The sequence below is a fragment of the Bradyrhizobium sp. S3.2.6 genome (assembly GCF_040546885.1).
In the GTDB taxonomy this organism is placed as follows: Bacteria; Pseudomonadota; Alphaproteobacteria; order Rhizobiales; family Xanthobacteraceae; genus Bradyrhizobium; species Bradyrhizobium cytisi.
Genome location: NZ_JBEPOS010000002.1, coordinates 713,493 through 731,106 on the forward strand (window position 1 = coordinate 713,493; position 17,614 = coordinate 731,106).

The following is a 17,614-nucleotide window of genomic DNA, read 5'->3' on the forward strand; positions in this document are numbered from 1 at the left end:
GATCAGACCCTCTGCTTGGCGGATTTCGGTGCAAACAGGCCTTGCGGCCGCACCAGCAGGACGACGATCACCGCGCCATAGACGAAGGCATCGCGAAAGACGCGCGCGTCGTGCGGCAGTGTCGCCTGGAAGATGACGCTGGCGGCGCCGATGATGAAGCCGCCGGCGACGGCGCCGGGCACGCTGCCGAGACCGCCGATCACCGTGGCGATGAAGGCGATCAGCATGACGTTGGCGCCCATGTTGATGTCGGCGGTGCCGGAGATGGTGGCCAGGATCAATCCGATCGCCGCGGCCAGCATGCCGCTGATGGCAAAGGCCAGCAGGATGACGCCGTTGGCACGGACCCCGAGCATGCGCGCCATGGTGAAGTTTTCGGCTGCGGCGCGCATTTCGAGGCCATAGCGCGTGCGCTTGAGGAACAGCACCAGCACAGCGAGCGCGGCCAGCGTGATGACGATGGTCACGACTTGGAGCATCGGGATGTGGGCGCCGAGAAAATCGACCGGGAGGCCGAGGCTTGGCCACAGCGTGATCGACTTCGGGCGGCTCGAATAGAGCATCAGCATCAAGTGCCGGATGACGAAGCCGAGGGCAAAGGACGCGATCATCATCGTCGCCGGATTGGTGTTGCGGAAACGGCGGAATACGACGATCTCCGACAGGATGGACAGTGTCGCGCCGATGATCAGCAACAGCGGAATCAGGAGATAGAACGGCAGCATGCCGGCGAAAACGACCGCGGTTGCATCGATCGACGGCCATAGCATTGCGAACACGCAGAAGGCGATGAAGTCGCCATGGGCGAAGTTGACCAGCCGCATGACGCCGAAGATCAGCGCGATGCCGAGGGCGCCCAGGGCATAGAGACTGCCGAGGCTCAGTGCGTCGAAGATGATCTGCAGAACCGCCGTCATTCTCAGTGGTCTCCGAAGCCGAAATAGGCTTGCTTCAGACGTTCGTCCTTGATCATGTCGGCCGCGGCGCCCTCGAGGACGATGCGCCCGCCGCGAATCAGGATCATGCGTCCGCCGGTCATCATGGCGCGCGTCGAGCTCTGCTCGACGATCAGCAGCGTCAGCTTGCGCTGCGCCCGTAGCCGCACCAGGATCTCGTAGACCTGATCGATGATCTTGGGTGCAAGTCCCAGCGAAGGCTCGTCGATGGCCATGATGCGCGGAGCCGTCATCAACGCACGACCGATGACAAGCATCTGCTGCTGGCCGCCGGAGAGCATGCCAGCCGTAGTGTGGCGGCGATCGGCCAGCATCGGGAATTCGGCGTAGACGGAGTCCAGGTCGCCGGCGATTCTGTGCCTGTCGGCTCGCATGCCGGTGCCGACCTTCAGATTTTCCTCGATGCTCAGTGCGCCGAAGACGTTGCGTCCTTCCGGCACCAGCGAAAATCCGCGCAGGGCGATGTCCTCCGGCGAGGCACCCGTCACGTTGGCGCCGTCCATGGTGATGGAGCCCGAGCCCGCCGGCACGACGCCGGCGATCGCGTTCAGCAGGGTCGACTTGCCTGCGCCGTTGGGGCCTGTCACGAACAGAACCTCACCTTCGGCGATCTTCAGCGTGACGCCGCGCAACGCCGTCAGGCGTCCGTAGCTGACGGTGATGTCGTCGACGGCGAGCAGCGTCATGATGCGGCGCCCATCTCGGTCGCGGGCGCCGTGATCACTTCGTCGCGCTGCGTGCCCATATAGGCGTGCCGGACCGCGTCGCTGTTGCGGATCTGCGCCGGCGCGCCGACTTCGATGATCTCGCCGGAATCGAGCACGAAGATGCGCTCGCAGAGTTCGAGCACGAGGCCGATGTTGTGCTCGATCAGCAGCACGCCGACGCCGAGTTCGCCGGCGATCCGCCTGATGATGACGGCCAGGTCGTGGCTTTCATGCTCGGACATGCCGGCTGCGGGTTCGTCGAGCAGCAAATAACGTGGCGTGCACATGATGGCGCGGCCGATGGCGACGCGGCGCTCGTCTGTGTAGGGCAGGGCGCCTGCGATCGTGCTGCCGAGATGCGATATGCCAAGCCAGGCCATCACGCGCTCGGCCTCCGCGATCGCCTCGCGCCGCGTCTGGCCCATGCCCACGCCCGTGACCTCGAGATTGTCCACGACCGGCAGGTCGCGGAAAAGTCGGCCGGACTGAAATGTGCGAGCGACGCCCTTGCGTCGAAGCTTGTGGGCCGGGACGCCGTTGAGCATCTCGCCCTCCAGATCGACGGTCCCTGTGCCGACCGGCTGGAACCCCGTCAGCACGTTGATAAGTGTCGTCTTACCGGCGCCGTTGGGGCCGATCAGTCCGGTGATGCGTCCCCGCGGAACGTTGAGCGCGACTTTGGACAGTGCTTTCAAGCCTTCGAATTGGACGCTGACGTCGCGAGCGCCCAACTCCAAGCCACCGGAAGTCATCTCAACGCCTTCTCACTCGCCGCCAATCACAGACGGAGTTTTGCGTTGCGGGAGACGCTTGTAAAATTCGAAATATCGTTCGCGGATATCTGAAATTATGATGACGGTGACATTCCGGGAACGCATCGTGGCGGGGCAACGTCGATTGTCGTGCTCCGGAGTCCCAGAACAGCAAGACTGAAGCGACGGCAGGACTGGAGCTAAAAGACAGGGGCGAAGGCAAGACTTGAGTGAAGGCAAGACTTGAGTGAAGGCAAGACTTGAGAGGAAACGGCCGGATTGAAGGGAAATGAGCAATCCGGATCCGTTACGGGCGACGTCGTGTTCTCGGAATGGCTGAGGAAGGAGAGCGTCGATTGTGAAGCAAGACCCCAGAGCGGCAATGATGCGCCCAGCTGGGTCTGCATGCGCGCGATCAAGCTCGGAGTCATCATGAGAGTGGACCGGTCCGCATGGCCGTGGCGTCGAGCAGATCAAGAAGGCTCGACACGATGCGATCAGGGACGATATCTGCGGCCGTATTGAACGGGACGTCGCTGGCGAGCAGGATGGAGCGCAGGCCCGCGGCGTTGCCGGCCGCGATATCGGTTGCGCCCTGGTCGCCGATCATGATCGTTTCGTGCTTTGCGGTGCCGAGATGCGCGAGCGCCTGTTCGATCAGGGTCGGGGACTCCTGTGTCTTCAAGGCCGGGATTCCGCTCATTTCGAAACATGGGAATTATAGGCTCACCGTCACTGAGCGGCTGTTCCGTGCGTCCATCATTCCTGTCCTGCACAGTGGACAGGCGTGGCTGCCTCGGAGTTGGGCGGTGCGCTCCAGGTGATCAGGAGCCGCCGCGCGCAATCGTCGCATCCGGGAGTGTCAGCAACGGAATCGTGGAGCAGCAGGAATCGGGCAAGCACGGGCTTTGGTCTACGCTTTGCAAGTTGCGGCTAGGCAAGTTGCGGCAAGTTGCGCGACACGATCGAAACGGCTGAGTGCCCCGCGCCCTCGGCAGCAGTTTCAGCATTGGCAAAATCATCGAGGGATAGGACATGATCAACCGTAGAGACGTGATGTTAGGTGGGCTTGCCGGTGCCGCAGCGTTTGGCTTCGGACGGGTCAATCCCGATTTTCTAGTGAACTCCGCCTTTGCAGCCGAAGGCAAGGCACTGCGATTTCTCGGCGCGGAAGCGCTGTCTGGAAATTGGGATCCGACCACGCACACCAATCTCGGTCAGTTGATCGTCGAAGGATTCGTGTTCGGCTATCTGACGCGCGCGCCGATGAAACCGGACAAGCCGGACGAGCTGATCTTCGAATTGGCCGAGTCCATGACGCCGATCGATGCGTCCACGATGGAGGTCAAGCTTCGCAAGGGCGTGAAGTTTCATGATGGCACGCCGTTTACGGCAGCCGACGTCAAGGCGACCTACGAGTATGGCTGCCAGCCCGATCGGCCGGCGCAGTGGTATCCGGGCCTCGTCACCATTGACGTCGTCGACGATTTCACCTGCCGCATCAATACCAAGGCGCACGGTTATCCGGCGGCGCTCTACTACTATCTCTCTTCGTTCCTACCGATCATGTCTGCCAAGGACATCGCCAACAAGGCGCAGTTGTCGGCTCGCATGAACGGCACGGGGCCATACAAATACGTCGAGCAGAAGGGCGACACGACCGTTCTCACCGCCAACGCCGATTTCTTCCTCGGTGCGCCGAAGATTCCCGGCGTCGAATATCATTTCGTCGGCGACACCACGACCCGGACGCTCTCGCTGCTGAACGGCTCGGCGGACATTATCGAGCGGCTGGAGCAGGAGCAGGTCGAGACGATTTCCAAGGATGCTCGCTTCAACATCCACAAGGCGGTGTCGGTCGAGAACAAATATCTGTTCTTCCGTTGCTCCAAAAAGCCGTTCGACGATCCGCGCATCCGGCTGGCGGCGTGCCACTCCATCGATCGCAAACAGGTGCTGGAAGTGCTCGGCGTCTCCGGAACCTACTCCAAGGCGCACATCTCGCCGGTGAAGTTCGGCTATACGGAGGTCGCCGATTATCCGGAGTTCGATCCAGCCAAGGCCCAGAAGCTGCTGGCGGAAGCCGGTTTCCCGAAAGGCCAGGGCCTTCCCGAGCTCACCTATTACACCTCGGTCGGCTTCTATCCGAAGACCAAGGAATATGCCGAACTGATCACCGGCATGCTTCAGGAGCAGGGCTTTAAAGTCAATCTTCAGACCCTCGAAGTCGCGGCTTGGGGCAATTTGCTCTATGACAAGCCGGGTGGCGGTGAAGGCAACATGATCGACTGCGGCTGGTGCACAGGGTCGCCTGAGCCGGATCTGGTGCTGCGCACCCACTTCCACTCGTCGTCGAAGCGTATTACCGGCATCGTCGACAAGGACATCGACGCGGTGCTCGACAAGGAGCGCAACGCCACCTCCATCGAGGAGCGCAAGAAGATCCTCCAGACCGAGACGCTGCCGACCATCGCCAAGAAGGCGCCGGCACTTGCGCTGTTCACGTCAGTCTTCATCCACGCCTACAGCAAGAAGCTCGACGGCCTCTACATCTACCCGAACGGCATGCAGGACATGACCAAGGCCACACTGGCATGATGATTGCTCCGGCAGGTCGGACTTGTCCGACCTGCCGGTACTCCCCGACGAATGCAAGGGTAGCTCTTCCCGATGTTGATCCTGGAATTCCTGGTCAAGCGGATCGCACAGGGCCTCCTGATCGTCTTCATCACCTCGTTGATCATCTTCACGCTGTTGCGCGTGGTTCCAGGCGATCCCGTCCGTCTGATCGTCGGTGGCATGGCGCCACCCGACGTGGTCGAGAAGGTGGCGACCAAGATGGGGCTGCGCGATCCCATCATCGTCCAATACGGCCGCTATATGCGCGGTCTGCTCCAGGGCGACCTCGGACAATCCTATCTGCGGCCGCGTAGCGGCATGATTGCCGCCGGCGGACAATATGTCGATCCGACCAAGTCGGACATGGCGCTGGTGACCGACCTCATTCTCGAGCGTTTGCCATTCACGCTGCAATTGGGCGGCATGGCCTTGTTGTTCGCGCTGTTGATCTCGTTCCCGGTGGGAATAGCCGGCGGCCTGCATCAGCATCGATGGCAGAACGCCCTGGCGTTCGGCATGCAATCGCTGTTCGTGTCGATCCCGAATTTCTGGCTCGCGATCGTTCTGATCCTGTTTCTGTCGATCAAGCTGAAGCTGCTTCCGGCGCTCGGCTACCAGGGCTTCTCTTATGTCATTCTGCCGGCCTTGGTGCTGGCGGTGGAGATCGCGCCCTTCATCATCCGGACGCTGACGACGTCACTCGGCGAAGTGATGCAGGCGCCGTTCATCGATGAAGCCAGGGTTCGCGGCCTGTCGCGCCGCCGCATCGTCTATTCCCATGCTCTGCGCAATGCGGCGGTCCCACTGGTCAACCTGCTCGGGATCCAGCTTTCGACCCTGATCGGCGGCGTGCTGGTGATCGAATACATCTTTGACTATCCGGGTCTCGGCAATCTGACCGTCGTGTCTGTCGTCGGGCGCGATTTCCCAGTGATCCAGGGCATCGCCATCACGACCAGCGCGGTGTTTGTCTTCATCAATATCATCGTGGATCTGGTCGCCTATCTCATCGATCCTCGCGTGGAGATCTGACCATGACGGCCACCACGGTCATTGCTGCGGAGCCCGAGCCTCGATTGGCGCGCATCCGGTCCGTCAATCGGAGGATACTGGCTGCAGCCTGGGGCATGTCGAGCTTCAAGGTCGGCTTCTTCGTCTTCATCGCACTGCTGCTCGCATCCGCGATCTATCCCGAGGTGTCGTCGGTCAGTGCCACCAAGATGGTGGTGAAGGACAAGTTCCTGGCGCCGGTCTATCTGGGCGACAAATGGACCTGGGATCACGTGCTGGGCACCGATCAGCTCGGCCGCGACATCCTGATGCGGAGCCTGATCGGGCTGCGCTATTCGCTGCTGGTCGGCATCGTCACGGTCCTCCTGATCTTCATCATCGGCTGCGGTCTCGGCCTGTTTGCAGGCTTCAAGGGCAAGTGGTGGGACACCATCATCATGCGGATCACCGACGCCCAGCTCTCGATTCCGATGATTATCCTGGCGATCACCATTCTCGGCGTGTCGCGGCCGACTGTCCCGACCATCATCATCGTGCTGGCGCTGTCCGGCTGGCCGCTGTACGCGCGCGTGGCCCGCAGTGCCGCGGTCGCCGAGCGCGGCAAGGAATATGTGCGTGGTCTGCGCGTGCTTGGGGCCGGAGATTGGCGCATCCTGTTGCTATTCGCAGCACCCAACATCCTGCCGCCGATTGCCTTCGTCGCGGTGCTCGATGTTGCCCGCATGATGATCTTCGAGGCGATCCTGGGCTTCCTTGGGCTCGGCATTCAGCCGCCGACTCCGAGCTTTGGCAGCATCATCGCCGATTCCCGCAAGTACCTGCTTAACGCCTGGTGGATCGGGACCATCCCGGGCATCTTCCTCGCCGTCGCGCTCACCTCGATCAATCTCATGGGCTCGGCGCTGGAAAAGGCGCGCAACCGCATCTATGGAGGTCTCTGAGATGGATCTCTCGCGCATTCTCGAAATCGACGATCTGACGGTCGGTGCCACGACGCCGGGCGCGGCTCCAATTCTCGATCACATCAGCTTCAGCCTCAGCACGTCGGAGATTTTCGGCATCTACGGGGAGAGCGGTGCGGGCAAGACGGTGCTCAGCCGCGCGCTGGCGAACTGGTTGCCGGAGAGCCTGGAATATCGCGCCGGACGGGTCGCCTTCGCCGGACACGACATCCTTGGCGCCGGTGCGCGCGAAGTGCGGATCGGACGCGACATCGCCTATATCGGCTCCAAGCCGCAGAGTTCGCTGGATCCGACGGTGCCGGTCGGGGTCCAGATCGCGGAGAAGCTGCACAGCGTCAGGCCTGAATGGAACGGACGCGAGTGTCGTGACCGGGTCATGCAGCTGCTCGGCGAGGTCCGAATCCCGTCGCCAAAGGAACGTTACTGGGACTACCCGTCGAAATTCTCCGGCGGCATGATGCAGCGCGCGATGATCGTGGACGCCATTTGTGCCGAACCCGCCGTGCTCATCGCCGACAACGTGACCCAGCCGCTGGACGTCACCATTGCCGCGCAGATCGTGGCTTTGCTCCATGACCTCTGCACGCGGCACAAGATGGCGACTATCTATCTGTCCTCCTCCTTGCCGACACTCGGGCAATTCGGCGATCGAACGGCGGTGCTGTACCAGGGTCGGTTCGTCGAGCAACAGGCGTTCGCCGAACTGCTGGCTTCACCGCAATCCGACTACACGCGCAAGGCCATCGCGAGCGTGCCGCGGATGTGGGAGACGGCGGAGGGGCCGCTTGCCCGCCGTCAGGATCAAGGCGAAGCCCCGTTGATGAAGGTGGAGAATGTCCATCGCACCTATCGCGCCCGCAAGCGCGGCACCTTCAACACTTACAGCAATGTGCAGGCCGTGCGTGGCGTGACGCTCGACATCATGCCGCGCGAGAATTTCGGCATTGTCGGTGAATCCGGCTGCGGCAAGTCGACCCTGACCCGTCTGCTGGCCTGGCTGGAGACGCCCGACAGCGGCAGTATCGTCTTGAATGGGACCTCGCTCGGCGCGCTGTCATCGCGGGACCTGATCCGCAAGCGCAACGAGTTTCAGCTTCTTTTGCAGGACCCCTACAATGCCTTGCCGCCGCGTACCACGGTCGGCCGCATGATCGAGGAGGGTCTCCTGATCCGTGGGAGTGTCAAGCGCGCAGATTTGCGAAAGCGGGTGATCGCGGCGATGGCTGAAGTCGGTCTCGCCGCCGAGCTGTACGACCAATTGCCGAACGCGCTCTCGACCGGCGAGCGCCAGCGCATTTCGATCGCACGAGCCCTGATTCTCGATCCCAAGCTCCTGATCCTTGACGAGACCCTGTCCGCGCTGGACCAGCGCGAGCAGGGAAGGTTGATCGAGCTGTTCTCGAAACTGCAGGAAAAGAACGACCTCACCTACGTCTTCATCTCGCACGATCTGGCGATGGTGCGGAAGGTCTGCACGCGGATCGCGGTGATGTATCTCGGCGAGATGGTCGAGATTGCCGACAACCACGATCTGTTCTTCGATCCGCAGCATCCCTATACCAAGGCGTTGCTGTCGGCGGCCCCGACGCTGGAGGAGAAGCCGTTTGATCCCTCCGATTTCCTGCTGGAGGGCGAGCCGCCGAGCCCGATCGACATCCCGGCCGGTTGCAGCTTTGCGTCGCGCTGTCCGAAAGCATTCGGCCGTTGCCGGGTGGAGACGCCGAGGCTCGTCGAGCATTCGCCCGGGCGCTTCGCTGCTTGCCATCTTCTCGACGGCGATCACGCGCAGGCGGCGGCTTAAAGACGAGGCCGTGAACTCATAAACCCGCTGGACGGACAGCTTGTCACTGTCCGCCATGCCCCGATAGTTGACGGGTTGCGTAGCAGCGAAACGACGCTATGGGCCAGAAGCGGAAGTTATTCGCATGTCTAGCCGTGGGCGATCCAACCTCCATCGCGAAGACTAGCGGGCAATTAATTAACGATCTTGCCGATGGAGGCAGAGCAAATTTCCGCTTTGGGTCAAAAGCGCAGTTTGGCGCTCATCTGCAAACTTCCGGTCTGCCACTGTGAGCCGACATTTAGCAGCGCGGAATCAAGGGCAGCCATGGACCAACAGGCGACATTGCACGCTTAGGATGATATGAAAGAGTCGCCAACTGAGGCGGTCTAACGGGAGAAGCTGATGCCAAATTGGATAGGACCACTCCTCGCCCTCATAGCTCTTGTCGGGTTTATTGGCTTTGCGGTTCGGCAGGGCACAAAGACGTCACGAGATCGGACAGACAATGGTGGCAGCGATCTGCCGGGGATGGGCGGCGGCGGAGATGGAGCTTAAGCCGCCGCTAGAATGAAACTAGCCCACCGAGGGTCGAGTGCCGACTCTCGACGAGATGCTCATCGATTGTCCGTTATGGGTCAAAAGCGTCGGTCTAGCGCTCGGCCGCGAACTTCCGCTCTGCCCGTCTGAACCGACATGTAGCGGCACTGGGGCAAAGGCAGCGATGGGCCACAAGCGGTCCTCGGCCGGATGCGCACGGCAGGTCAGCTATGGGTCAACAGCGGACTTCGAAATTGTAAGAAGCTGCTGATTGAAGCGGCCTTACCGGACTGCGATTGCCGTCAGGATTGCAGCGGCACCGACGGCCGAACAGCTAAGGAAGAGCACAATATTTGCTCCCTTCCAGGCATTCAGTCGCGTCCGTGTATTTAACGTCCAAATACTGTTGCCGGCTGCATGCAGCTGCTTCGCGGCTAGAACGCAGCTCCACAATCCGCCACACCACGCGAACAGGAAAGCAATTTAGCAAATGGTTCTCACGTAAGCGCTCATGCGACCAGTCCGAAGATGTGCGTCACGTCATGCTACCAGCCACGTCTGATCGTAAAACGGGCGCGTGAACCGTCAATCAAGCCAAATGCTAGAATTTGAATGAATAGGCGAGAGGTCGGCTCAGGTCAAAATGCGAACAACTCATCCTGAGCAAATCTAGTCCGCCTTGCCATACTAAGCGGACCTCAACGAACGCTCCGCTACTTCGCTGATGGGCCAGAAGCTGACTTAATGGTCTGCAAACCCTAATCGTCAGAGAGTTGCCAGTTAAGAGCGTCCTCGTGCTACTCTGACGGGCATGTCGCCTTTCAGCATTCGTTCCACCCTTATGCTCGTCCTCCTCGTCGGAGGCACGTCCAGCATCTACGTGTTCCTCGGCCTCAACCTGATCATGGTACTGATAGTGTTGGGCCTAGCCTGCCTTCTGTACGTTCCGTTCGCTAAGCGCTACGGGTGGGGCAATGAAGGGCGTCTCACGAGGCATCTGAGTCGTCCGCCGTTCGAAGACGAACGATGCAAATCCAACTAATTGCACTGGAATGAATTGGCTTATTGCTCTTGCATTCTTCGGGTTTTGTTGGTGGCGCGCAGCAAAAGCACGCGAACGAGCTGCTGAACTCGCAGCAACGGGAATTGGGTTCTCACCTTTGTATTGGGTATCGAACGCGCTTGTTGCTGTCCTGTTGGGCCTCGTGTTGTACATTGCCCACATACACAATCAGTCGCCCGTTCCAGCTTTTCTCTGGCTCGCCGCCCTCGCGATCATTGTGGCTTTGCTCTTCCTACGCCGCGCATTGAAATGGCGTTACCCTGTATAGCTTTCGAGTTTAAGCATGCCGAAAACGCGCATCATGTATGTCGAGAATAAATCAGCGTCGCTGAACGGCCCGGCGCGGATTGGGCGCGTCACGTTCTCGAAGACGGGCAAATCTATCGGCTATGGAGGGCGCACTTTCCAAAGCCTGAAAGGTAGTGGGTTCAAGGCAAACTACTTCGACGTGGAGACTGGAGAAAGGTTCTGGATTTCAGGTCCACGAAAAGATGGCAAAGATCGCCTCTATGCTGAGAGCTCCGCGCCTATCGTAATCGATCCCGACGTCGCGGAGGAATACTGGCGCGACATTAGAGGAAAGCGCTCCGAATGACGCCACAACAGCCGGCCGTCATGTCGGTTGTGGGTCAAAAGCGCCGTTTGCGAACTCGGCCAGTGACGCCCGGTCCGCCCCGATGAGCGGACCATTCCGGAGGCCGGTCGGACTTCGCATTAGGGCCAGAAGCCGACATCAGCACGGCGATCACTTTACGTCTTCACAGTCACGAACCCTTCGCTCCATGCATCCCTGTCTACTTCATATTTGCTGACAATGAAGCAGTCGGGGTAGTCGCGAAAGCCCTCAAATTGAAGCTTGCGCTTTCTAGCTGCATCCGCTTCGGCAGCGCTGCTGTAGACCCCGATGAGCTTGTCTTCGGTATCGTTCTCATCGAGACCGTCTTCAATTGGTCGAGTGTGCCAGAGCAGAAAAACCGTGCCCATTTTATGTATGCTCCTCGTTTCGCCGTTCATCCCTGACGTCGTATGGGCCTTTCGTGCTTCCGCTACGTTGGCGTGTCGTTAAATGGAAACGCTGCCACCCGGTGGGCCACAACCAGGTAGCGTCCGATTTTTGGCCGCCCGCGATCAATTCCCGAGCTGTTCAGTTTGTGATAATCTTGGCCTTCCCGCCAGCCGTCTCGGATGCCTCAAGGCATGCTTGTACTCGGATCGGGAAATGAACGGCCAAGCATTGTAATCTCCGGCCGCAAGAAACTCGGAGGCTCGATCGTAAGAAATCGAGTTATGCCAACTCAGCCACATCGGGCGAGCACGTCGCATGGGGTGGAGGCCGGGCAATGAAATCTTCGGCCAGCGGTATTCAAAGTCGCCGTCGAGAAACAAAATCCAGCGCAGCACTTCGCGTTTCCAGATCGGAGCGATGCTGTGGCGTCCGACGAAGCGATGCTCCTTCATATCGCTGTAGAGGAGCCACGACATGTCTGTAATCGCCCAGATCGCCGGGTCCCCGTCGTCCACCGGCGTAGCGCGTTCAAACTGATCGTTGGTAATCCCGCCGACAATCAGGTGTCTAAGGTTCCCCGAAAGCTGGTCGCGTGCTGCGCGATCTATCATCCTGCTACTCAGATCCGACCGATGGATCATTCACCCGGCAAAACCTTCCGTCAAGTTAGCAGCTTTGCTTGCAGTTGAGAGAAATCTAGTGAAGGCCGCTTCGGGTCCAAAACCGGACGCGACCAGATGGTTGAATTTCAATATCCCGCGATCAATTCCTGGGCGACCAACACTTCGCCGCCACTGCGCATTTCCAGAGCACAGCGGACAACGCTCCCCGGAGGAAATTTCCAATGCTCGCGACTAGGATCGTACTCTGGCGTTGCTAAAACTCGGTAGACATAGGCGCCGAGCGACAGCCCAAACGTCGGGCGAATTACCTCAGTTCCCTCATCAAGTAGGGGAACATAAATCAGTGTGGTACCGGCGGCATCGTTTTTCTTCGCTACCGGCGCGGGCCGCGTGATGCGTCCAAACCTAGCGTTAGGGTGGTCAAAAGTATGGGGGATCGGCTTCTGGTCGCATTCGCCCATCTGAAACCTGACGCAATGCAGTTGCTGGCGAAAAGCGCAGGTGCAGGGACGGGTCTTGTTATCTCTTTGCATCTCGGCTTCGCGCTGCGGATGGGTGGGGACCTTGGTTGCATAAATGTGATGTCTCTACCATGTGTACGAATAAATGCTCGACTTTGATGAATGGCACCACCTCCGCTATGGGGTCAAAATGCACAGACCTCAACCTTGGGCAAATCTCGTCCGCCATCCCTCAATGAGCCGACCTCGTGGAAAAGTGCCGCCACTTCGCCGATGGGCAAAGCGGAAATGGCTTCGGGCTTACACAGATGTCGAGTTAAGCGCGTGGTCCATCTTCGGGCGCCGCGATGACGGACGCAGGGCAGTTATTCATCACGCGTCTTCGTTTGTCGCCTGAGCAACCGTCGCTCAATCACTTCGCCTAGTGGCGTATCCGGTGATTTGCGAAACGTCTTCAGCTTCTTCATTCGACCTCTGCGCAATGCTTGCGACTGGGCTTCATCGGCGACTTCGTCCGCAACGGCCCCCTGCGCAGCGATGAGGGCTTGTCGCACCGCCCGCCGCTCATCCTGATGCGAGAGCTGCTTGCTGCGCGGCATGTTCTTTCGACTACTCTTCTGATTTTCGCCGTAGGTGTTTCGTCGGTCGTTGGCGTAGCTCAGTTGCTTCTTTTCCCGTGGAGTTTTGACCTTACTCACGGCTTGCCTCCGGGCTAGCCGACATTCTGTTGGCGGATTGCGCGACCAACATCCTGCTTCGCATCTAAATATTTGAGGAGGCACCTCATCAGAAGAACGACAGTCCCGACCGGCAGTAGAATGTACAATGGGAGCGGCAGGAGCATCACGACGATGATCACAGCCGCTTGCCATCCGGTAGCGGGCTTCGAGGAGGCAATGAACTCTTTCAGTGCTCTGAGGGCCATGGTGATTGCGCTCGGTTAGGTAGTTTCACCATACCAAACGTCCCCCAGACCAATTAAAAAACTAGCCCGAAGTTCACTGGCTTTTGATGGGTCGCGAAGTCCGGAATGGACATCGCAGGAGCAAGTGCCAAGGTCTGCTAAGGGCCATTAACGGAATAGTAGCGCTCTCGCTATTTGGAAGGCTTCTTGGTGCAAAGGCAAGTATGCTGCCATTTGCAAGGTAGGCCCTGTTCCCGCGAGATGGTTCTATGGACGCGAAATCAGCCACACGATTTAAACAGCACGCAGAGCGCGTCATTGAGGAGTTGTCCCTAGCGCTCTCGCTCGCCAAAGACGCTTCTCCAGCCAATGAGTTTGCGAGATTGAGGACATCAGTTGGCGATATCATCGCTCGGATAGACACCATGCTTCAGGACAACATCTACAAAGAACATCCCGGTCTGGATGACATGGCAGACTGACCGCTAACGTCCGCTGCGGGTCATGAGCGACCTTCGGAGTGTCGGCCGGCTGCTTCCGGTCTACCTCTATGAGCCGACAATTTAGTGCTCCGCCCCGGCTTCGTGTTCGGGCCATGCGCAGACGCCCTTCGACAATTAAGCAACGAACGCGCGGGCAAGTAGAAACACGCCCGAAGCGCTTAGCGCGACACCGGCGGCGCGGCTGAATGCGCGGCCGTGTGGCAGCAATTTCTCGCATGCGACATAGAGGGCGATGCCCGCAATCCAGACAAGATTCATAACCCCGCTAACGAACAATAGCGCCATCAGGAACCAGCAACAGCCGAGGCAGTAGCCTCCGTGCCGGAGCCCCATGCGTAGTGCGCCCCCTGCACCGTGTTGCCAGTACCGGCTTAGGAATAGTACCGGGCTCTGGCAGTAGCGCAGGCAAGCATGCTTGACCGGCGTGAACTGATAGAGTCCTGCGGCGAGCAGGATGACACCGCCGAGTACCGGGCTGGTGCTTGCCATAGCCATGGACAATAGCCCGACGCGTTCGAGGCCCCACTGCGTCAGGATCGCGAAGAGGCTGAAACCTGCCCACACCAGCAGATAGCCGCCCAAAAAAAACCAGGCCTCCGCCGAGGGATTGACGGAGGTCACTTGCTTGCGGCGGATTGCCGTGAATAGCAGGATCGTGGGAGCAGCGCTCGGCACCATCATGGCGATCATCATGACCCACCACATGACGAACACGAGCGCAGCGTAGAACGGCGACCACGGCATCGGCATATCCATTGCCATGTCGGCCATATCGGCGTCCATGCCTGCCCCGGTGGCCAGATATGCCCACGCCAGCGCCACCACGACAGCCAGCCCGACGCCGACGATAAGGCGGTCGCGCCGCAGCAAGTATTCCAAGGCCAACAGCTCAGCCATTGGGCTCACACACGCCTAGGTCAGATCAAAGACAGAACCTTACATTGCATCAAGCCGCAACACCGTCAGGCGTCTGTACGACGTTTGCGAGAGAGCTGTGCGTGCCTTTCGTGTCGAACTTGATCGCGCCGGTCGAGCGGATGTTGGCCGAGGCCACCTCGGCGGCCTTGTGCTCGAACCCTTCCGGCATCACGACCTGGATGCGATGTGGCGTACCGGTCACCGGGTTCTTGATCGGCTCGACCTCCGTCTCCAGCACGCCCTTGGCGACGAGCTTGGCGACGCGCCCGTTCTTATCGAAGGTGAACTCGAAAGGCACGAAAACCGGATCGTGGATCTTGGTGACGATCAGGCTGAAGATATGGAACAGCGTGCCGTCGGCTGAATGCTTGCCGGAGAAGATGTTGAACAGGGCCTCGCGCTGCTCCGCCGTGGCGCGCTCGTCGATGATCGGCTGCATCTGCCCGTTGCCCTCATGCAGTGCGCCGGGAAAATCGACGGTTGCGGCGAACACCAGGCCGTCGAGCTTGGTACTCCCGAAATGTCCTTTGGTGATTCTCATGCCGACCAAGCCCTTGCAGCTGCCGTGGGTCGGCGGAGCATTGAAATCGCAGGGGCAGCCAAATGCACAATTGCAGTTCTTGATCCATTCGCCTTCGAGACGCCAGTCAGATGCAGCCATGACGCACCTCCCATCGCGTTGTCCGCGGGACCATTAAGCCGCTTGATAATCCATTTGCGTCGAAAAATCCGGAGCAATGCGGGATCGGGACTCGCTCTGAACGACATGCATCATTCCGGGAAGCCATGCGACGGCTAACGGACCGGCGACCATGCTGTCCCAATCATAGAAGCATATCAGCCCGCGTTCTGAGCGTACAGGTGCATTCGACGCTCTTATCGGGCAGAGCCCTTTGGTAGAGCTGGGCCGATTTCCGGTTGCAAACAGCAGTTAGCCGCCAACAATCAGCTCAGGCTCAATGTAAAGGTTCGCCAACGAAACCCCTGGCGGTAAGCGCGGCACAAAAAATAATAAGGCGCACGCTGACCGGACGCATCGCGACGTTCGCAGAACCAGCCTAACGGGCACGTTTCGTGTTTTAACGACGACGCGAATGTCGCTCCTCAGCGCCTTGCTTTCCAAAACCATGTTGCTCGCGGATGGCTATGACGCCGACTGGCTCAGGGAGCTTGCTCGCCAGGAAGGAGCATGGGCGAACACTCCGCCGAAACGAAATCGCAAAGTGTGATGATCGCACTCTGCCAGTGTTTTGCCCGACGTGTCAAATAGATTCGCAAAATCCGCAAAGCCGCGCCGACGATTTTCTACTGTGCATGGGGTTGTTTTCGATTTTCTGTTTTCCGGCCTGGAAGCCTCAATGCTCTAGCGATCAGGGCCGTGGCTTGAACGGCCAATCCATCTTGACGTGACGCATATCCTCCAGCGCCTTGGTCACCTGCAGCACGCCAAGATCGTCGAAGCGATGGCCGATGACCTGGACACCGATTGGCAGATGCCGGGAATCGAACGCCATGCAGACCGTCGAGGCGGGCTGGCAGGTCTGGTTGAACATGGCGGTGAACAGCGTGTGCTCGAGCGGCATCTCGCGGGAGACGCCCGGCTCCTCGGCCGGAAAGTTCACCACCGGCAGCGTCGGTGAGATGACATAGTCCCAGCCTTCGAAGGCCGCCAGCAGCGCCGCTTTCATCTTGGCGATCCGGCCGAGTGCCCGGTAAAGGTCGGTGCCTGAGTGCTTCGCTCCGTCCAGGCTCCACGCGCGGACGTAGGGATTGATGTCGCTTGGCGCGTCGCTGTGTGGGGGCAGGGACGTGTATTCGAGATAGCCGCGGACCTGAAGGAACAAGTCGATGGCCTCATAGGCGTCATGATCGAGCGGCGAGGTGAACGGCTCGATGATCGCGCCTGCTCCGGCCAGCAGCTTTCCGGCCGCCTCGACGGTCTCGCGCACGATCGCCTCGGGCTTCATGCCAAAACCCATGTCGGTGAGGACGCCGATCTTCAATCCCTTCACATCGCGCGCGAGGCGCTCGTGATAGCGCACGCCGTCGGCTGGGAGGCTCCAGGTATCGCGCTCGTCCTGCCGCGTCAGCACGCTCAGCAGGCGGGCGACGTCGTCGACGCTGCGGCCCATGGGACCGGCCATGCGCATCGTATCGGCCGGCAGATGCGGCACGCGTCCGTGCGTTGGTTTCAGCCCGGCGAGGCCGCAATGCGCGGCCGGCAGGCGGACCGAGCCCGCGATATCCGTACCGACGGAGACATATCCGGCGCCGGCCGCGACCGACGCGCCGGCGCCCGCCGACGAGCCGCCGGTGTTCCAGGCAAGTCCCCAGGGGTTGCGGGTGATGCCGTGCAGCGAACTGATGCCTGACGCCATCAGGCCGCAATCCGGCATGGTGGTTTTTGCAAAGATCACAGCGCCGGCTTCGTGCAGCGCGATCGCCGGTGGCGAATCGTAGTTTGAAGGCGGCAGGGCGCGGTTGGCCCCGATACCATGAAAGTAGGGCCAGCCGACCATGGCGACGCTGTCCTTGACGGTCATCGGAACGCCATCGAGCGGACCCAGCGGAGCTCCGGCCTTCCATCGGGCTTCAGACTGTTGCGCGCTGGCCGTGGCCTGCTCTGGACGGAAGCTGAACAGGGCGTTGATCGCGGGATTGACGTCTTCGGAATGGCTGAGGACGGCTCGCAGCACGTCTACCGGCGATAGCGCACGCGAGGCGTAAGCCTCGGTCAACTCGGCAAGGCCCATCCCGATCAGTTCTGCAGCAGACATGGTGGCCTCAATGAGTAGCGTTCCGGATCACT

Annotated in this window: 17 protein-coding genes and 1 pseudogene; 7 read left to right on the top strand and 11 right to left on the bottom strand. The window is 60.1% G+C overall.

What is annotated here, in order from left to right:
• Nucleotides 1–2 precede the first annotated feature (2 nt).
• The 4 genes from ABID58_RS07520 to ABID58_RS07535 all read right to left on the bottom strand — a co-directional run bounded on the left by ABID58_RS07520 (nucleotide 3) and on the right by ABID58_RS07535 (nucleotide 3,100).
• The gene (locus tag ABID58_RS07520) at nucleotides 3–917 is read right to left on the bottom strand and encodes a branched-chain amino acid ABC transporter permease (RefSeq protein ID WP_148749133.1); all 915 of its coding nucleotides are present in this window, start codon (nucleotides 915–917) and stop codon (nucleotides 3–5) included.
• Nucleotides 918–919: 2 nt separating this feature from the next.
• Entirely contained in the window at nucleotides 920–1,642 is a 723-nt protein-coding gene (locus tag ABID58_RS07525; protein ID WP_354032131.1) for an ABC transporter ATP-binding protein, read from the bottom strand.
• Nucleotides 1,639–2,415 carry an ABC transporter ATP-binding protein gene (locus tag ABID58_RS07530; RefSeq protein WP_354032132.1) on the bottom strand — a complete coding sequence of 259 codons (777 nt, stop codon included), beginning with the start codon at nucleotides 2,413–2,415 and terminating at the stop codon, nucleotides 1,639–1,641. The genes ABID58_RS07525 and ABID58_RS07530 overlap by 4 nt, the downstream gene beginning before the upstream one ends.
• Before the next feature lie 430 nt (nucleotides 2,416–2,845).
• Nucleotides 2,846–3,100 (bottom strand): HAD hydrolase-like protein, encoded by a 255-nt coding sequence (locus ABID58_RS07535; RefSeq protein ID WP_354032133.1) that lies wholly within the window; start codon nucleotides 3,098–3,100, stop codon nucleotides 2,846–2,848.
• A gap of 350 nt (nucleotides 3,101–3,450) precedes the next feature.
• On the opposite strand from ABID58_RS07535, the gene ABID58_RS07540 reads away from it, so the two are divergent.
• From ABID58_RS07540 to ABID58_RS07560, 5 genes are all read left to right on the top strand, one after another.
• Nucleotides 3,451–5,013: an ABC transporter substrate-binding protein gene (locus tag ABID58_RS07540; RefSeq protein ID WP_354032134.1), complete on the top strand. Its 1,563-nt coding sequence runs from the start codon at nucleotides 3,451–3,453 to the stop codon at nucleotides 5,011–5,013.
• Nucleotides 5,014–5,085: 72 nt separating this feature from the next.
• A complete protein-coding gene (locus tag ABID58_RS07545) occupies nucleotides 5,086–6,066 on the top strand; it encodes an ABC transporter permease (protein ID WP_354032135.1) in 981 nt (326 codons plus the stop codon).
• A gap of 2 nt (nucleotides 6,067–6,068) precedes the next feature.
• Nucleotides 6,069–6,986, top strand: a complete 918-nt coding sequence (locus tag ABID58_RS07550) for an ABC transporter permease (protein ID WP_148749128.1) — start codon at nucleotides 6,069–6,071, stop codon at nucleotides 6,984–6,986.
• A 1-nt stretch (nucleotide 6,987) separates the two neighbouring features.
• The gene (locus tag ABID58_RS07555; protein ID WP_354032136.1) at nucleotides 6,988–8,808 is read left to right on the top strand and encodes an ABC transporter ATP-binding protein; all 1,821 of its coding nucleotides are present in this window, start codon (nucleotides 6,988–6,990) and stop codon (nucleotides 8,806–8,808) included.
• Between the two features lie 1,865 nt (nucleotides 8,809–10,673).
• Entirely contained in the window at nucleotides 10,674–10,985 is a 312-nt protein-coding gene (locus ABID58_RS07560) for a 1-deoxy-D-xylulose-5-phosphate synthase (protein WP_354032137.1), read from the top strand.
• Between the two features lie 155 nt (nucleotides 10,986–11,140).
• Here ABID58_RS07560 and ABID58_RS07565 read toward each other — a convergent pair whose 3' ends face one another.
• From ABID58_RS07565 to ABID58_RS07580, 4 genes are all read right to left on the bottom strand, one after another.
• Nucleotides 11,141–11,374, bottom strand: a complete 234-nt coding sequence (locus tag ABID58_RS07565; RefSeq protein WP_354032138.1) for a DUF7336 domain-containing protein — start codon at nucleotides 11,372–11,374, stop codon at nucleotides 11,141–11,143.
• 144 nt (nucleotides 11,375–11,518) lie between these two features.
• Nucleotides 11,519–12,007, bottom strand: a complete 489-nt coding sequence (locus ABID58_RS07570) for a hypothetical protein (protein WP_354032139.1) — start codon at nucleotides 12,005–12,007, stop codon at nucleotides 11,519–11,521.
• 137 nt (nucleotides 12,008–12,144) lie between these two features.
• Nucleotides 12,145–12,552 (bottom strand): hypothetical protein, encoded by a 408-nt coding sequence (locus ABID58_RS07575; protein ID WP_354032140.1) that lies wholly within the window; start codon nucleotides 12,550–12,552, stop codon nucleotides 12,145–12,147.
• Nucleotides 12,553–12,845: 293 nt separating this feature from the next.
• Nucleotides 12,846–13,178 carry a hypothetical protein gene (locus ABID58_RS07580; RefSeq protein ID WP_354032142.1) on the bottom strand — a complete coding sequence of 111 codons (333 nt, stop codon included), beginning with the start codon at nucleotides 13,176–13,178 and terminating at the stop codon, nucleotides 12,846–12,848.
• 475 nt (nucleotides 13,179–13,653) lie between these two features.
• On the opposite strand from ABID58_RS07580, the gene ABID58_RS07585 reads away from it, so the two are divergent.
• Nucleotides 13,654–13,866, top strand: coding sequence for a hypothetical protein (locus tag ABID58_RS07585; RefSeq protein WP_354032143.1), 213 nt, complete (start codon nucleotides 13,654–13,656; stop codon nucleotides 13,864–13,866).
• Nucleotides 13,867–14,001: 135 nt separating this feature from the next.
• Here ABID58_RS07585 and ABID58_RS07590 read toward each other — a convergent pair whose 3' ends face one another.
• Both ABID58_RS07590 and ABID58_RS07595 read right to left on the bottom strand, forming a co-directional pair.
• The gene (locus ABID58_RS07590; RefSeq protein WP_354032144.1) at nucleotides 14,002–14,784 is read right to left on the bottom strand and encodes a DUF2182 domain-containing protein; all 783 of its coding nucleotides are present in this window, start codon (nucleotides 14,782–14,784) and stop codon (nucleotides 14,002–14,004) included.
• 49 nt (nucleotides 14,785–14,833) lie between these two features.
• A complete protein-coding gene (locus ABID58_RS07595) occupies nucleotides 14,834–15,466 on the bottom strand; it encodes a DUF1326 domain-containing protein (RefSeq protein WP_148749122.1) in 633 nt (210 codons plus the stop codon).
• A gap of 439 nt (nucleotides 15,467–15,905) precedes the next feature.
• Here ABID58_RS07595 and ABID58_RS07600 point away from each other — a divergent pair.
• Nucleotides 15,906–16,025, top strand: a pseudogene (locus ABID58_RS07600) (IS5/IS1182 family transposase); the annotation flags it as partial.
• A 150-nt stretch (nucleotides 16,026–16,175) separates the two neighbouring features.
• On the opposite strand, the gene ABID58_RS07605 reads toward ABID58_RS07600, so the two are convergent.
• Nucleotides 16,176–17,582 carry an amidase gene (locus ABID58_RS07605; RefSeq protein ID WP_354032145.1) on the bottom strand — a complete coding sequence of 469 codons (1,407 nt, stop codon included), beginning with the start codon at nucleotides 17,580–17,582 and terminating at the stop codon, nucleotides 16,176–16,178.
• Nucleotides 17,583–17,614: the final 32 nt, after the last annotated feature.

Coding starts and splice junctions, on each gene's coding strand:
- ABID58_RS07520 (WP_148749133.1), bottom strand. CDS start 917: ATGACGGCGGTTCTGCAGATCATCTTCGACGCACTGAGCCTCGGCAGT.
- ABID58_RS07525 (WP_354032131.1), bottom strand. CDS start 1,642: ATGACGCTGCTCGCCGTCGACGACATCACCGTCAGCTACGGACGCCTG.
- ABID58_RS07530 (WP_354032132.1), bottom strand. CDS start 2,415: ATGACTTCCGGTGGCTTGGAGTTGGGCGCTCGCGACGTCAGCGTCCAA.
- ABID58_RS07540 (WP_354032134.1), top strand. CDS start 3,451: ATGATCAACCGTAGAGACGTGATGTTAGGTGGGCTTGCCGGTGCCGCA.
- ABID58_RS07545 (WP_354032135.1), top strand. CDS start 5,086: ATGTTGATCCTGGAATTCCTGGTCAAGCGGATCGCACAGGGCCTCCTG.
- ABID58_RS07550 (WP_148749128.1), top strand. CDS start 6,069: ATGACGGCCACCACGGTCATTGCTGCGGAGCCCGAGCCTCGATTGGCG.
- ABID58_RS07555 (WP_354032136.1), top strand. CDS start 6,988: ATGGATCTCTCGCGCATTCTCGAAATCGACGATCTGACGGTCGGTGCC.
- ABID58_RS07560 (WP_354032137.1), top strand. CDS start 10,674: ATGCCGAAAACGCGCATCATGTATGTCGAGAATAAATCAGCGTCGCTG.
- ABID58_RS07565 (WP_354032138.1), bottom strand. CDS start 11,374: ATGGGCACGGTTTTTCTGCTCTGGCACACTCGACCAATTGAAGACGGT.
- ABID58_RS07570 (WP_354032139.1), bottom strand. CDS start 12,007: ATGATAGATCGCGCAGCACGCGACCAGCTTTCGGGGAACCTTAGACAC.
- ABID58_RS07575 (WP_354032140.1), bottom strand. CDS start 12,552: ATGCAAAGAGATAACAAGACCCGTCCCTGCACCTGCGCTTTTCGCCAG.
- ABID58_RS07585 (WP_354032143.1), top strand. CDS start 13,654: ATGGACGCGAAATCAGCCACACGATTTAAACAGCACGCAGAGCGCGTC.
- ABID58_RS07590 (WP_354032144.1), bottom strand. CDS start 14,784: ATGGCTGAGCTGTTGGCCTTGGAATACTTGCTGCGGCGCGACCGCCTT.
- ABID58_RS07595 (WP_148749122.1), bottom strand. CDS start 15,466: ATGGCTGCATCTGACTGGCGTCTCGAAGGCGAATGGATCAAGAACTGC.
- ABID58_RS07605 (WP_354032145.1), bottom strand. CDS start 17,582: ATGTCTGCTGCAGAACTGATCGGGATGGGCCTTGCCGAGTTGACCGAG.